Genomic DNA, 13,876 nt, shown 5'->3' with positions numbered 1-13,876 from the left:
TCCGGGCTCGCGGTTCTGAGCGACGCGCACCACGTCGTCACGGAACTCGCTCGGGTAGGGCTTGGGCACGATGACATCCTTCCAGGCCAGCCCCCCGGGCTAGCCAACTCAGATGTCACCTATCCGTGCAGCAGTCCCGTCCCCGGATACTTACTGGGACGTCCCATGAGACAGATCCTTCCAAGGAATCATGTCTCCGGACACGCCGGGGCGAGTCAACCTCCGTTACGGACGAGGTTGCGGCGGCACGCGCCGCGTCGAATTCACCAGCGGCGAGGCCAGCTGTTCTCTCGATGATCGCGAGCGCCCGACCAACTGCATCCGCGAACGACTCATATCCCACGGCGACGGGCACCTGCTGAGTGACGTGCTGCCTTCCAGCGCGATGTTCATGGCTGCCATTCACGACGATTACGGGACCGCTTCCGCCCCGGCCGGCTCCGGGCGAGTGACGGGCAACTTTGCATACTCGACAGAGCTGTGCCGCATGTACGAGGACGCCATGGCGTGATCAAACGCCTTCACCTCAGTGACATAAACCTGCACCCGGACCCACGGGAGTCGTCCACTCGAGCCGGTCCCGCTCGAACACGGGCGCATTCACGTCGAAGTCGACCTTGCCGGGGTGCCTGATACCGTCGAGGACATCTACGGCGCGACCGGGTCCTTCGGGTCCGGGCGCAACTGCGATCTTGTTGACACCAGAGACACGACCCCAGTGCTGGATAAACGACATACTCTCCTCCTCCCAGGTGGGCGCCGTGCCATGGTCAGCGGCCTCCGTAGGAATCGATCGTCGGATAAAGGGCGGCGCGCAGAGCCGCCTCAAGGCGAGCTACCGACCGAAGATCCGGCCAGGCCGCGCCCGCAAGAATCCGGCGCACTGTGCCCTCATCTAGGCCAGCGTCATTCGCGACGCTACGCACGCTCCGCTCCCCCATCGCAGACATGAGGTTGAGTACGAAGCATCGCGCGGCCTCACCGGCCAGATCAGCCGAGGGCGCGTCCGGCCACGACTCGGTCAGTTCCGCGGGAGTCTCACGCCGCCGGTTAGCCACAGGATCCCTCCTGTGGAACCGGTCGGCGCGAGTCCAGTCGTTTCATGTGCCAACTGCGTAATCTGTGCCAAGCAATTTGACGCGTGCCAACTTCAATGTGGTGAAAAGCCACCTACCGTGACGGCGCACAGAGACTCAGAAGTCCCAGTCCTCGTCCTCTGTCGCGACGGCCTTGCCGATGACGTACGACGAGCCCGACCCCGAGAAGAAGTCATGGTTCTCGTCGGCGTTCGGCGACAGCGCCGACAGGATCGCGGGGTTCACGTTCGTGACCGTCGACGGGAACATCGCCTCGTAGCCGAGGTTCATGAGCGCCTTGTTCGCGTTGTAGTGCAGGAAGCGCTTGACGTCTTCGGTCAGACCGATCGCGTCATAGAGGTCCTGCGTGTACTGGACCTCGTTGTCGTAGAGCTCGTAGAGCAGCGAGAACGTGTAGTCCTTGATGTCGCTGCGCTTCGCCTCGTCGACGAGCTCGAGGCCCTTCTGGAACTTGTAACCGATGTAGTACCCGTGCACAGCCTCGTCGCGGATGATGAGGCGGATGATGTCGGCCGTATTCGTCAGCTTCGCCTTCGACGACCAGTGCAGCGGCAGGTAGAACCCGGAGTAGAAGAGGAACGACTCGAGCAGCGTGGAGGCGACCTTGCGCTTGAGGGGCTCGTCGCCGCGGTAGTACTCCATGACGATCTGCGCCTTGCGCTGCAAGTTCTCGTTCTCGACCGACCACCGGAACGCGTCGTCGATCTCGGGCGTCGAGCACAGCGTCGAGAAGATCGACGAGTAACTCTTCGCGTGCACCGACTCCATGAACGCGATGTTCGTGTAGACGGCTTCCTCGTGCGGCGTCAGCGCATCGGGGATGAGCGACACCGCGCCCACCGTGCCCTGGATCGTGTCGAGCAGGGTGAGACCCGTGAACACGCGCATCGTGGTCTGCTGCTCCTCGGGCGTCAGCGTCGCCCACGACTGCACGTCGTTCGACAGCGGAACCTTCTCGGGAAGCCAGAAGTTCCCGGTCAGACGGTTCCACACCTCGAGGTCCTTGTCGTCCTCGATGCGGTTCCAGTTGATGGCCTGGACGTGGTCCAGCAGCTGCAGCTTCTCGCTCATTTCCTTCTCGTTCTCAAGAGTCCCGGTGTGGCGCGTCACAGCATGCAGCTGACGCACTCGGACAGGTTCGTGCCCTCGAGGGCCATCTGCCGCAGACGGATGTAGTAGATGGTCTTGATGCCCTTCTTCCACGCGTAGATCTGGGCCCGGTTGATGTCGCGCGTGGTCGCCGTGTCTTTGAAGAACAGCGTGAGCGACAGACCCTGGTCGACGTGCTGCGTGGCCGCGGCATACGTGTCGATGACCTTCTCGTAGCCGATCTCGTACGCGGCCTCGTAGTACTCCAGGTTCTCGTTCGTCATGAACGGCGCCGGGTAGTAGACGCGACCGATCTTGCCTTCCTTGCGGATCTCGATCTTCGACGCGATCGGGTGGATCGAGCTCGTCGAGTTGTTGATGTACGAGATCGAGCCGGTCGGCGGGACGGCTTGCAGGTTCTGGTTGTAGATGCCGTGCTTCTGGATCGAGGCCTTCAGCTCACGCCAGTCGTCCTGCGTCGGGATGTGCATGCCGGCGAAGAGCTCCTTGACCCGCTCGGTCTGCGGCTCCCACACCTGGTCGGTGTACTTGTCGAAGAACTCGCCCGTCGCGTACTTCGACTCCCAGAACCCGTCGAACACCTGGTTGCGCTCGATGGCGAGCTTGTTCGACGCGCGCAGCGCGTGGAACAGCACCGTGTAGAAGTAGATGTTCGTGAAGTCGATGCCCTCTTCGGATCCGTAGTGGATGTGCTCGCGGGCGAGGAAGCCGTGCAGGTTCATCTGCCCGAGGCCGATCGCGTGCGAACGGTCGTTGCCGTCCTCGATCGAGCGCACCGAGCGGATGTGGCTCTGGTCGCTGACTGCTGTGAGCGCGCGGATCGCGACCTCGACCGTGCGGCCCAGGTCACCGCCGTCCATCGCCAGCGCGATGTTCATCGAGCCGAGGTTGCACGAGATGTCCTTGCCGATCTCCTTGTAGGAGAGGTCCTCGTTGTAGGTGGTCGGCGTGTTGACCTGGAGGATCTCGCTGCAGAGGTTCGACATGTTGATCCGGCCCTTGATCGGGTTGGCCCGGTTCACCGTGTCTTCGAACATGATGTACGGGTAGCCCGACTCGAACTGGATCTCAGCCAGCGTCTGGAAGAACTCGCGCGCCTTGATCTTCGTCTTCTTGATGCGCGAGTCGTCGACCATCTCGTGGTACTTCTCGGTCACGGAGATGTCGCCGAAGGGCACGCCGTACACGCGCTCGACGTCGTACGGCGAGAACAGGTACATGTCCTCGTCCTTCTTGGCGAGCTCGAACGTGATGTCGGGCACCACGACGCCCAGCGAGAGCGTCTTGATGCGGATCTTCTCGTCGGCGTTCTCGCGCTTGGTGTCGAGGAACCGCATGATGTCGGGGTGGTGCGCGTTGAGGTAGACCGCACCTGCACCCTGACGCGCACCGAGCTGGTTCGCGTAGGAGAACGAGTCCTCGAGCAGCTTCATGACGGGGATGATGCCGCTCGACTGGTTCTCGATCTGCTTGATCGGCGCACCGGCCTCGCGGATGTTCGACAGCAGGAGTGCGACGCCGCCGCCGCGCTTCGAGAGCTGCAGCGCCGAGTTGATGCCGCGCGCGATCGACTCCATGTTGTCTTCGATGCGCAGCAGGAAGCAGGAGACGAGCTCACCGCGCTGGGCCTTGCCTGCGTTGAGGAACGTCGGGGTGGCCGGCTGGAAACGGCCGGCGATGATCTCTTCGACGAGCTCGATCGCGAGCTCCTGGTCGCCGTCGGCGAGCGCGAGGGCGGTCATCACGACGCGGTCCTCGAAGCGCTCGAGGTAGCGCTTGCCGTCGAAGGTCTTGAGCGTGTAGCTCGTGTAGTACTTGAACGCGCCGAGGAAGGTCTCGAAGCGGAACTTCTTCGAGTAGGCGAGGTCGTTGAGCTTCTGGATGAACTCGAACGGGTACTTCTCCAGCACGGTCGGCTCGTAGTAGTTCTTCTCGACGAGGTAGTCGAGCCGCTCCTTGAGGGAGTGGAAGAACACCGTGTTCTGGTTGACGTGCTGCAGGAAGTACTCGCGCGCAGCCCGCTTGTCGGCGTCGAACTGGATCTTGCCGTCGGGGCCGTACAGGTTCAGCATCGCGTTGAGGGCGTGGTAGTCCAGCCCCTCGAAGCGCGGGTCGTCCTTGTAGCTCGTCTCCGTCAGTGCTGCTGCTTCCACCATCGTTCCAATCCTTCGCTCACGCGATCGACGTCTTCGGGCGTGCCGAACAATTCGAGCCGATACAAGTGCGGCACGTGGCACTTGCGGCTGATGATCTCGCCGGCGAGCCCGAAGGACTCGCCGAAGTTCGTGTTGCCCGCGGAGATCACTCCGCGGATGAGGCTCCGGTTGTGCTCGTCGTTGAGGAACCGGATCACCTGCTTGGGCACGGCCCCCTTCTCCGCCCCGCGGCCCTGGCCTCCGCCGTACGTCGGCGTGACGAGCACATACGGCTCATCGACGTACGGCGTCGGATCGGCGCTGTGGAGCGGGATGCGCACGGCGCGCAGGCCGAGCTTCTCGATGAAGCGGGCTGTGTTGCCCGAGACGCTCGAGAAGAAGACCAAGAGCGGTGCACTCGTAGCGACTGCGCTCATTGCTCACCCCCCGCTTCTTGAGCGTCGCCGAACGACCCCTGCCGAGCGGGCCGCGAACGGCCCGTCGGACTTCAGTGAAGGGTCAGGCCAGACGGGCTGCGAGCTCGTCGATCTTGTCGGGACGGAAGCCCGACCAGTGGTCCTCATCGGTGATGACGACCGGCGCCTGGAGGTAGCCCAGCGCCTTGACCTGTTCGAGGGCTGCCGGGTCCTCGGAGAGGTCGTGAACCTCGTATTCGATGCCCTTCGAGTCGAGCGCGCGGTAGGTCGCCGTGCACTGAACGCAGGCGGGCTTCGTGTAGACCGTGATCGCCATGTTGGACCTGTCTCTCCCTCACATCCGATTCTCTTCCGGCAGTTCCCCCCGCCGGGACACCAATACTACATATGGGTACCGACATTCGGTACAACCACAAGGGATAGTAGTTACATCCGTGTAGTTTTCCACCGCTCCCCACATGTACAACACAGGTTCTCCACCGATCCATCCACAGATCGGCAAGTCTCGAGAAGCCTGGAAAACGCCTGAACGACGGGGTTTCCGGATGCCACGGCCGCATCCGTCCACAGGTGGGACGCTAGGCGGGGCATCCGACATCGGAATCTCGTCCACAGCGTCTTCTCGGCGTGTCGCGGCGTGTCGTCGGCGTGTCGCGCGCGATGGCGGCGTGTCGCGCGCGCGATAGCGTTGACGCGTGGCGGGGTACCGGGATCTTCTGCGCACACCGGGCGTGGGGCGCATCATCGCGGCTCAGTTGACGGCGCGGTTCCCGAACGGCATGACGAGCCTCGCGATCCTGCTGCACGTCGAGCAGGTCACCGGCTCGTACGGGGCCGCCGGCCTCGTGCTCGCCGCCACGAGCGTCGGCCAGGCGGTCGCCGGTCCGGTCACGAGCCGGTGGATGGGTGTATGGGGCATGCGGCGCGTCCTCACGACGACCCTCGTCATCTGCGCGCTCGGGCTGACCGCGATGGCGCTGATCCGGATGCCGCTCCCCGCGTACATGGCGCTGGGTCTGGTCACCGGTCTGTCGACCCCGCCCGTGCAGTCCGCCGTCCGCACGATCTACCCCAAGATGGTCAACTCGCGGCAGCTCACTCCGCTGTTCTCGCTCGACGCGAGCCTGCAGGAGATCATCTGGATCATCGCCCCCGTGCTCATCACGTTCGTCTCGACGCAGGTCGGCACGGTGCAGGGCCTGCTCACGATCGTCGTGATCCTCGTCGGCGGCGGAGTGTGGTTCATCCTCTCCCCCGAGGTCGGGCGCGTCCGCATCCCACGCAGCCGCCGCAGCTTCGGCAAGGTACTCGGAAAGCCCGCGGTGCTGCTCGCCACGATCATCGGCTTCCTCCTCATCGGCGCCGCCGCCACGGTCGAGGCGGGGGTCGTCGCGACCTTCGGGCACGAGGGCTTCGAAGCGGGAATCGTGCTCGCGCTCTTCTCCGTCGGCAGCCTCGCGGGCGGTCTCGCACTCGGTCACATCCCGATCGGACCGTGGGCGATGGCGCGGCGCATGCTCATCGTGACGGTCGGGCTCTCGCTCACGGCGCTCATGCTCGACGTCGCGTGGATGGGCGGCACCGTGGGCTGGCTCAGCGCAACGCTCATCGTGGCGGGCATCGGTCTGGCCCCCGTGCTCACGGTGCTGTTCGCGATCACGACGGCGAGCGTCAAGTTCAGCGAGACCGCCGAGGCGTTCGGGTGGATCGGCACCGGCCAGCTCATCGGCGCGGCGGCGGGTTCGGCCGTCGCCGGCTTCCTCATCGACGACATCGGGCCGCAGGGCGCCTACGTCGCCGCGGCCGCGTTCGCCCTCGTCGGTCTCATCGTGTCGGTCGCGTGCGTGCGCGGCTTCCCCGACCTGCGGCACGGCGACGCGAGCCCCATCCCCGACACCGAGCCGGTGAGCACGATCACGGGCCGGACGATGCTGCCCTGATAGGCACACACCTCAGGATCTGCACAGGACTCGGTCAGCAGGAACCACCCGGCGGCATACTCTTCTCATCCCGATCAGCGACGATCGAGGAGGGGGCATGAGCGCGGCCGACGAGGACGGCGATGCCGATGATGTGCGCAACGAGTCCGGTCATCGGTCGATCTGGCTGCGGCCCGCCGGCATCTCGGCGCTGGCTGCGGTGGCAGCGGTGATCGTGACACTCGTCGGCGTGCTCGTGAGCCTTCAACAGGGTGCGTCGTCGACGCAGCATCCGCCGGCCCAGCAGTCATCGACGAGTTCCGATCGACCGGCGCTCTTCGTCTACGGCTCATCCATGCCGGGGCAGTCGCGCTACGACCTCATCGCGGAGTATGTCCTGGAGTCGAAGGCGGATGCCGCGGAAGGCTTCCTGTACGACTCCGGGCTCGGATACCCGCTGGCCAAGTTCGGACCGGGGGGCGAGGTTCCCGGGGTCGTGCTTTACCTGCATCCGGAGACGGCAGACGACGTGCTCCGCGAGATGACACGCGTGGAGAGCGGCCTGTTCCACCCTCGAAGGATCCGCACGCAGGGCGGCGTCACCGCGACCGCGTACGAATGGATCGGCGCCACCGACGGATTCCCGCGCATCGCCGAGTGGGACGGGTCCACGGCAGACTACGGGCTCATCGTCGACGAGCGCACGCTCGCCGTGGGCGACTGCTACAGCCGGACCGCGCGCGCCTTGGAGGTCATGACCACCTTGTGCGCCGCACCGCACGCATACGAGGTGTTCGCGCTCGTCGATGCCGGTGGCGATGCGCAAGCGTCGTGCGAGGGTGAGTTCGCAGCGTTCGTGGGGCTGCCCTATGCCGAATCCATCCTGGAGGTCGAGTACGTGGCGTCCGACCGAGGCGCCACCTGCGTCGTGTTCGAGCCCGAGGTCCTGACCTCCGGCGGCCTCGCGAGCGCCCGTCGCTGAGACCCCTCACGCGATGCGACGGAGCAGCTCGAGCACCGCGAGCGCGTACGCATCCGCCGGCTCCGGATGCTCGAACACGAGGGTCTCGCCGGCAACCTCGATCGTGACCTCGTGCGTGTCGGGCAGGCGTCGCAGCGACCGGAAGGCGCCGCGCAGCAGCTCGCGCAGCTGGTGCTCGTGGGGCAGCCACAGCGCGTCCTCGAGCGCGACGGAATCCAACGCCCACTCGGTCGTGCCGTTGAACGCGAGGAGCTTGCCGGTCGGGTACTCGCGCGGCTCGATCGTCATCTCGCTCACGACGAAGACATCCGCCTCGAACTCGGGTTCGTCGAGCTGGAACCGGTCGCCCGAGCGCGGATGCCACACGAGGCCCGCGTCGCGCAGCGCGATCGCCAGATCGGTCGAGATCATGACGCCAGCGTAGGGCGGTCGGGAGGGCTCACTGCCGGAGTCCGCCGAGATCCTGCCGATTCGCAGGCGCCGGCACAGGCGGCATCCGCACGGACTCTAGGCTGATCCGCATGCCCGCACCCGTCACCCTCCCCCGTCGCTCGTGGGGCGACCCCGCCGCCGCGCGGCGCGCCCTGCTCGTCCACGGTCTCGGCTCGAGCGCCGCGCTCATGTGGCGGTTCGGAGTCGCGCTGGCCGACGACGGGTGGCGGGCGGATGCCGTCGACCTGCGCGGCCACGGGGACGCGCCGCGCGCGCTCGACTACACGCTCGAGGCGTACGCGGCCGACCTCGCGGCGACGCGGGCCGCATCCGGATCGTGGGATCTCGTGATCGGGCACTCGCTCGGTGGAGCCGCGGCGACCCTCGTCGCGTCGCGCGACCAGTCGTGGGCGAAGAGGCTCGTCCTCGTCGACCCGGCGATCCACCTGACGGCCGCCGACCGCGAGAACGTGCGCGTGAGCCAGGAGGAGGCGTTCGCGGATCCGTCCGTCGAGGCGGTGCGGGCGCAGCATCCGTCGTGGCACGAGATCGACATCGAGCTCAAGGCGACCGCCGCGCGGCAGGCGAGCCGGTGGGCGGTCGAGCAGACGAGCGCGCAGAACGCGGACTGGGATGTGCGCGACGCTGCGGTGCGCCTCGTGGTGCCGACGCACGTGATCGCCTCCGACCCTGCGGTGTTCAGCCTTTTCGCCGGCAAGCCCGCGGCCGAGGTCGTTCATGAGAACCGCAGCATCACGATGTCGGTCGTCACGGGGGCGGGGCACTCGCCCCACCGCGACAAGCCGGACGACACGATCGCGCACCTGCGGGAGGCCCTGCGCCGCTGACGAGGGCCAGAATGGGCGGGTGAGCGAATTCGACCCCTCCGCGTTCCTGTCCGACGAGCTGCTCGAGCGCATCCGCTCGCGTGCCGCGGGATACGACCGCGACAACACCTTCCCTCAGGAGGACCTCGACGAGCTGCGCGCCGCGGGCTACCTCGCGATCCTCGTGCCCGCCGAGCTCGGCGGCGCCGGGCTCGGGCTGGCCGAGGCCTCCGTTCTTCAGCAGCGCCTCGCCGGCGCCGCACCGGCCACCGCCCTCTCGGTCAACATGCACCTCGTGTGGACGGGGGTCGCGAAGGTCCTCGCCGACCGCGGCATCGACTCGCTGCGGTTCGTGCAGGAGGGCGCCGCCGCGGGCGAGCTCTTCGCGTTCGGCATCAGCGAAGCGGGCAACGACCTCGTGCTGTTCGGGAGCGACACGGATGCCGCGCCCCGCCCCGACGGCGGGTACGCGTTCACCGGCACGAAGATCTTCACGTCGCTCGCACCGGCCTGGACACAGCTCGGACTGCACGGCCTCGACACGACGAGCGACGACGGTCCGAAGATGGTCTACGCCTTCGTGTCGCGCTCCGAGGAGGCCGAGGGCCGCGTCGTGACGCGCGACGACTGGGACACGCTCGGCATGCGTGCGACGCAGAGCCGCACGACCGAGCTGCACGGGGCGATCGCGCCCGCCGACCGCGTCGTGCGCCGTCTCGACCCGGGGCCGAACCCCGACCCCATCGTGTTCGGCATCTTCAGCGTCTTCGAGCTGCTCCTCGCGTCGGTGTACACCGGCATCGCGCGACGCGCGCTCGACCTGGCGGTCGAGACGGCGGGCAAGCGCCGGTCGAAGAAGACGGGACTCGCGTACAGCCAGGACCCCGACATCCGCTGGCGCGTCGCCGACATGGCCCTCGCGTACGACGCGCTGCCCCCGCAGCTGTGGTCCCTCTCTCGCGACGTCGACGAGCGCGTGGACCACGGCGCGCGCTGGTTCTCGTTGCTGTCGGGCATCAAGCACCGTGCGGTGACGATGGCCAAGCGCGTCGTCGACGACGCAGTGCTCGTCGCGGGCGGCTCGTCCTACTTCTCGTCGAACGAGCTGGGGCGGCTGTACCGCGACGTGCTCGCGGGGCTGTTCCACCCGTCCGACCCCGAGTCGGCGCATTCGACGGTCGCGACGGCGTGGCTGGGTCCGCTCGAGAGCTGACGGCACGGCGTCGAGGAAACGATCAGGAATCGAGAAGACCCGGCGGATGCCGCATCCGTAGCGTAGAGGCATGAGCACAGTGAAAGACACCAAGTCCGGATTCAGCGCCGACGAGCGTGCAGCCATGAAGCAGCGCGCGGCCGAGCTCAAGGCCCAGAGGGCGGCGAAGTCGAAGGCCGACGACCTGCAGGGTGTGCTCGACGCCATCGCGAAGCTCCCTGAGGCGGACCGCGTGCTCGCAGAGCGTATCCACGAGATCGTCACGACGGTCGCCCCGAGCCTCGACCCCAAGACGTGGTACGGCTTCCCCGCCTACTCGCGCAACGGCAAGGTCGCGGTGTACTTCAAACCGGCGTCGAAGTTCAACGACCGCTATGCGACGCTCGGCTTCGAGCAGGCCGCACAGCTGGACGACGGACAGATGTGGCCCGTCGCGTTCGCCCTGCTGTCGATCACGCCGGCCGAAGAGGAGCGCATCGCCGAACTCGTGAAGCGTGCCGCGGGCTGACCCCGATCGGTCCCGCACGCGCCCGTCGCCGTCTTCAGCGGCACGGGCGCGTGCGAGGATGACCGCATGACGCGCACGCCGACGGCCCTCCTGAGTCCGGCCGACCAGGAGCGTCGCCACGGCCTGCGCGTCATGAAGGGCGTGGCCCTCGGCGCCCTGCTGTTCATGGCGGCGCTGTTCGCGGTCGCGTTCGCGCTGCAGGAGCCGTACCCGTGGCTCGCCTACGTGCGTGCCGCGGCGGAGGGCGGCATGGTCGGTGCGCTCGCGGACTGGTTCGCGGTGACGGCGCTGTTCCGGCATCCGCTCGGGATCCCGATCCCGCACACCGCCATCATCCCGAACCGCAAGGACGAGATCGGCCGCAACCTCGGCGAATTCGTCGAGACGGAGTTCCTGCGCGGCGAACTCGTGCGCACGAAGCTGGAGTCGACGCCGATCGCCGCACGCCTCGGCGAGTGGCTGCGCGAACCGCCTCATGCCGAGCGGGTCGGCGAAGAGGCATCCGTCGTCGCGTCGGGCCTGTTGCGCGCGCTGAGCGACGACGACGTGCAGGAGGTCATCGAGGCCCTCGCGCGCGAGCACCTCATCGCGCCCGAGTGGGGACCGCCGCTCGGCGGGTGGCTCGAGCGCGTCGTCGAGGGAGGCGCGCACCACGGGGCCGTCGACCTCGCGGTCGACAGCGTCGCGGGATGGCTCGAAGCCAACCACGACGCGTTCCGGGGGCTCGTGTCGCGGCGGCTGCCGTCGTGGGTGCCTTCGATCGCGCAGCGACTCGTCGACGATGCCGTGTACAACGAGGCGGTCAAGTTCGTCTCGGCGATGCAGCGGGACCCGCGGCATCCGGCCCGCCTCGCCATCGACGGCTACCTCGCCCGCCTCGCCGAGCACCTGCAGCACGACCCCGCCACGATCGGACGCCTGGAAGACGCGAAGGTCGCGGTGTTCGACAGCCCGCGTGTGCGCGAGCTCGCGGGCGAGGCCTGGAACGCGGCGAAGTCGGGACTGCTGACGTCGCTCGCCGACCGCGACAGCGCGCTGCGGCGTCGCATGACCGACGCGCTCGTCCAGATCGGCGAACGGCTGGTGACGGATGCCTCGCTGCAGCGCCGCGTCGACACCCTCGTCACCGACGCGGCGGTCGTGCTGGTCGACCGCTACCGGCACGACATCGCCTCGATCATCACCGACACGGTCGAGCGGTGGGATCCCGCCGAGACGACCGAGAAGATCGAGCTCATGGTCGGTCGCGACCTGCAGTACATCCGCCTGAACGGCACGATCGTCGGCGCGCTCGCGGGCCTCGTGATCTTCTCCGTCGCGCACGCTCTGCTGGGCTGACTGAGGGCTACCGCGGTGGTCGGCGCGATGGCCGCGTCGGTAGCCTGGGGGCATGGCCGACAGCGGCGAGAACCTCGTCTTCAGCTACGGCACCCTGCTCGAGCCCGACGTGCAGCGCGCGGTGTTCGGACGCGCGCTCGACGGCGAGGATGACGTGCTCGTCGGCTACACGATCGACTACATCGACGTGCCCGACCCGCGCGTGTTCGAGCTGTCGGGAAAGTCCGTGCATCCGATCATCCGGCCCACCGGGAACGCCCTCGACAAGGTGGTCGGCAAGGTCCTGAGGCTCACCGACGAGGAACTCGACGCCGGCGACGACTACGAACAGTCGATGTACCGGCGGGCAGCCGTGGCCCTCGCAAGCGGACGCACCGCGTGGGTGTACATCTCGACTCCCGAAGGAGACCTGCGTGACTCTGCCGACTGATCCGCTGTGGCCGCGAGCGGGCGGGTGGCCGGCGCCTGAGCCCGGCACCGATGCGGATGCCGCGCTGCTCGGCGTACCCACGTGGCGCACTTCGCTGTCGCCGACGGGCGCTCACGCGACACCGGCGGCGGTGCGCGAGGCGCTGCGCCGCTACTCGCCGACGGTCCTGCTGCAGGGCGAACCCGAACGGCACGCGATCGCGGGGCCCGTCGAACCCGTGGATCTCGATGAGGTGCTGCGGATCGTGGACGCGGGCGACGTCGACGAGCCGGACGGCCCCGACGGCGAGGCGACCGCGCGCGAGGCGGTCGCGCGCTTCGCCGAGCGGACCGGACTCGTGATCGCGCTCGGCGGCGACAACTCCGCGACCTACCCCGTCGCACAGGGCGCGCGGGCGACGGGGCTCATCACGATCGACGCGCACTTCGACCTGCGCGACGGCGTCTCGAACGGCTCGCCCGTGCGGCGGCTCGTCGAGGACGGCCTCGACCCGTCGCGCATCGTGCAGCTGGGCATCGCGGACTTCGCGAACTCCTCCGCGTATGCGCGCCGCGCGGCGGAATGGGGCATCACGGTCGTGACCTGCGAGGAGCTGCGCCGCCGCGGAGCGGCCGACGTGATCGCCGACGCGCTCGACGTCGCCGGAGCGTGGCCGGGCGACGAGGCGTCCGGAGTCCGCGTCCATCTCGACGTCGACGTCGACGTGTGCGACCGCGCAGTCGCCCCGGGGTGCCCGGCGTCGGTGCCCGGCGGACTCGAGGCACGCGAGCTGCGCGCGCTGGTGCGGGCGGCCGGGGCGGACCCGCGCGTCACGAGCGCCGACATCGTCGAGGTCGACGCGACGGCGGATGCCGCGGACGGCCGCACCGTGCGGCTCGCGGCGCTGTGCGTGCTCGAGCTGCTCGCGGGGCGTGCGCTGCGCGCCGCAGACAACGCCCGTGGCATGCTGAGCGCATGATCTCGCTCGCGCTCGTGCGGCACGCCAAGTCGGATTGGAGCACGGTGAAGCGCCCCGACGGGCGCCTCGTCGCCGACCACGACCGCCCGCTCAACGACCGTGGCGGGCGCGACGCGCCCCGCATGGCGCAGCGGCTCGCCGACGCGGGGTTCCGCGCCGACGTCGTGCTCTCGAGCACCGCGCTGCGCGCCCGCACGACCGCTGAGGCGTTCGCCGACGCGCTCGGGGCGCCGCTGTCGCTCGAAGACGAGCTGTACGGAGCCTCGTCGAAGACGCTGTGGGCCGTGGCGTCGGCGGCGGGGCATCCGCGTGTTCTCGTCGTCGCGCACGACCCTGGCATGAGCGCGCTCGCCGCCCACCTGTCGCGCGACCGCATCGAGCACATGCCGACGTGCGCGGTCGCGACGTTCACCTGGGACACCGACGACTGGGACGTCGCCGACTCCCTCGAACCCGTCGACTGGACGTACGACACGCCCCGCTGACGCCG

General features: G+C 68.0%; 15 protein-coding genes. 10 read left to right on the top strand and 5 right to left on the bottom strand.

All coding sequences use genetic code 11. The annotated features are described in order from the left end of the window. Window positions 1-190: 190 nt before the first annotated feature. Window positions 191-511, top strand: coding sequence for a hypothetical protein (locus VNR19_RS00220; RefSeq protein ID WP_325722723.1), 321 nt, complete (start codon window positions 191-193; stop codon window positions 509-511). Between the two features lie 682 nt (window positions 512-1,193). Here VNR19_RS00220 and nrdF read toward each other — a convergent pair. From nrdF to nrdH, 4 genes are all read right to left on the bottom strand, one after another. Beyond that, the gene (gene nrdF / locus VNR19_RS00215) at window positions 1,194-2,168 is read right to left on the bottom strand and encodes a class 1b ribonucleoside-diphosphate reductase subunit beta (protein ID WP_325722721.1); all 975 of its coding nucleotides are present in this window, start codon (window positions 2,166-2,168) and stop codon (window positions 1,194-1,196) included. Window positions 2,169-2,203: 35 nt separating this feature from the next. Further along, complete coding sequence (nrdE, locus tag VNR19_RS00210; protein WP_325722719.1) at window positions 2,204-4,363, bottom strand: class 1b ribonucleoside-diphosphate reductase subunit alpha; 2,160 nt, start codon at window positions 4,361-4,363, stop codon at window positions 2,204-2,206. Beyond that, window positions 4,342-4,779 (bottom strand): class Ib ribonucleoside-diphosphate reductase assembly flavoprotein NrdI, encoded by a 438-nt coding sequence (nrdI, locus tag VNR19_RS00205; protein ID WP_325722717.1) that lies wholly within the window; start codon window positions 4,777-4,779, stop codon window positions 4,342-4,344. The genes nrdE and nrdI overlap by 22 nt, the downstream gene beginning before the upstream one ends. 82 nt (window positions 4,780-4,861) lie before the next feature. Next, window positions 4,862-5,095 carry a glutaredoxin-like protein NrdH gene (gene nrdH, locus VNR19_RS00200; protein ID WP_179489201.1) on the bottom strand — a complete coding sequence of 78 codons (234 nt, stop codon included), beginning with the start codon at window positions 5,093-5,095 and terminating at the stop codon, window positions 4,862-4,864. A 379-nt stretch (window positions 5,096-5,474) separates the two neighbouring features. Between nrdH and VNR19_RS00195 the strand changes: the two genes are divergently transcribed. Then, window positions 5,475-6,719: an MFS transporter gene (locus VNR19_RS00195; protein ID WP_325722714.1), complete on the top strand. Its 1,245-nt coding sequence runs from the start codon at window positions 5,475-5,477 to the stop codon at window positions 6,717-6,719. Between the two features lie 97 nt (window positions 6,720-6,816). Continuing rightward, window positions 6,817-7,680, top strand: a complete 864-nt coding sequence (locus tag VNR19_RS00190; protein ID WP_325722712.1) for a gamma-glutamylcyclotransferase family protein — start codon at window positions 6,817-6,819, stop codon at window positions 7,678-7,680. 6 nt (window positions 7,681-7,686) lie between these two features. Here the strand turns inward: VNR19_RS00190 and VNR19_RS00185 are convergent, their stop codons facing one another. Further along, complete coding sequence (locus VNR19_RS00185) at window positions 7,687-8,091, bottom strand: pilus assembly protein CpaE (RefSeq protein ID WP_325722710.1); 405 nt, start codon at window positions 8,089-8,091, stop codon at window positions 7,687-7,689. 110 nt (window positions 8,092-8,201) lie between these two features. Between VNR19_RS00185 and VNR19_RS00180 the strand changes: the two genes are divergently transcribed. From VNR19_RS00180 to VNR19_RS00150, 7 genes are all read left to right on the top strand, one after another. Then, on the top strand, window positions 8,202-8,960 hold the full coding sequence (locus VNR19_RS00180) for an alpha/beta fold hydrolase (RefSeq protein WP_325722708.1): 759 nt from the start codon (window positions 8,202-8,204) through the stop codon (window positions 8,958-8,960). A gap of 19 nt (window positions 8,961-8,979) precedes the next feature. Further along, window positions 8,980-10,152: an acyl-CoA dehydrogenase family protein gene (locus VNR19_RS00175; protein ID WP_325722706.1), complete on the top strand. Its 1,173-nt coding sequence runs from the start codon at window positions 8,980-8,982 to the stop codon at window positions 10,150-10,152. Window positions 10,153-10,222: 70 nt separating this feature from the next. Continuing rightward, a complete protein-coding gene (locus tag VNR19_RS00170; protein ID WP_325722704.1) occupies window positions 10,223-10,660 on the top strand; it encodes an iron chaperone in 438 nt (145 codons plus the stop codon). Window positions 10,661-10,726: 66 nt separating this feature from the next. After that, window positions 10,727-11,998, top strand: coding sequence for a DUF445 domain-containing protein (locus VNR19_RS00165; RefSeq protein WP_325722702.1), 1,272 nt, complete (start codon window positions 10,727-10,729; stop codon window positions 11,996-11,998). A 52-nt stretch (window positions 11,999-12,050) separates the two neighbouring features. Continuing rightward, a complete protein-coding gene (locus tag VNR19_RS00160; protein WP_325722700.1) occupies window positions 12,051-12,428 on the top strand; it encodes a gamma-glutamylcyclotransferase family protein in 378 nt (125 codons plus the stop codon). Then, entirely contained in the window at window positions 12,412-13,386 is a 975-nt protein-coding gene (locus VNR19_RS00155) for an arginase family protein (RefSeq protein WP_325033380.1), read from the top strand. The genes VNR19_RS00160 and VNR19_RS00155 overlap by 17 nt, the downstream gene beginning before the upstream one ends. Further along, window positions 13,383-13,871: a SixA phosphatase family protein gene (locus VNR19_RS00150; RefSeq protein WP_325722699.1), complete on the top strand. Its 489-nt coding sequence runs from the start codon at window positions 13,383-13,385 to the stop codon at window positions 13,869-13,871. The genes VNR19_RS00155 and VNR19_RS00150 overlap by 4 nt, the downstream gene beginning before the upstream one ends. Window positions 13,872-13,876 lie beyond the last annotated feature (5 nt).

It is taken from the genome of Microbacterium sp. (genome assembly GCF_035556355.1).
Classification (GTDB): Bacteria; Actinomycetota; Actinomycetes; order Actinomycetales; family Microbacteriaceae; genus Microbacterium.
The sequence above is the reverse complement of the archived record's forward strand: the minus strand, read 5'-3'. Positions and strand labels throughout refer to the sequence as shown.

What these genes read in the sequence shown, in the direction of transcription:
- VNR19_RS00220 (WP_325722723.1), top strand. Translation starts at nt 191, where the DNA reads ATGTCTCCGGACACGCCGGGGCGAGTCAACCTCCGTTACGGACGAGGT.
- nrdH (WP_179489201.1), bottom strand. Translation starts at nt 5,095, where the DNA reads ATGGCGATCACGGTCTACACGAAGCCCGCCTGCGTTCAGTGCACGGCG.
- VNR19_RS00160 (WP_325722700.1), top strand. Translation starts at nt 12,051, where the DNA reads ATGGCCGACAGCGGCGAGAACCTCGTCTTCAGCTACGGCACCCTGCTC.
- nrdI (WP_325722717.1), bottom strand. Translation starts at nt 4,779, where the DNA reads ATGAGCGCAGTCGCTACGAGTGCACCGCTCTTGGTCTTCTTCTCGAGC.
- VNR19_RS00185 (WP_325722710.1), bottom strand. Translation starts at nt 8,091, where the DNA reads ATGATCTCGACCGATCTGGCGATCGCGCTGCGCGACGCGGGCCTCGTG.
- VNR19_RS00190 (WP_325722712.1), top strand. Translation starts at nt 6,817, where the DNA reads ATGAGCGCGGCCGACGAGGACGGCGATGCCGATGATGTGCGCAACGAG.
- nrdE (WP_325722719.1), bottom strand. Translation starts at nt 4,363, where the DNA reads ATGGTGGAAGCAGCAGCACTGACGGAGACGAGCTACAAGGACGACCCG.
- nrdF (WP_325722721.1), bottom strand. Translation starts at nt 2,168, where the DNA reads ATGAGCGAGAAGCTGCAGCTGCTGGACCACGTCCAGGCCATCAACTGG.
- VNR19_RS00170 (WP_325722704.1), top strand. Translation starts at nt 10,223, where the DNA reads ATGAGCACAGTGAAAGACACCAAGTCCGGATTCAGCGCCGACGAGCGT.
- VNR19_RS00180 (WP_325722708.1), top strand. Translation starts at nt 8,202, where the DNA reads ATGCCCGCACCCGTCACCCTCCCCCGTCGCTCGTGGGGCGACCCCGCC.
- VNR19_RS00150 (WP_325722699.1), top strand. Translation starts at nt 13,383, where the DNA reads ATGATCTCGCTCGCGCTCGTGCGGCACGCCAAGTCGGATTGGAGCACG.
- VNR19_RS00165 (WP_325722702.1), top strand. Translation starts at nt 10,727, where the DNA reads ATGACGCGCACGCCGACGGCCCTCCTGAGTCCGGCCGACCAGGAGCGT.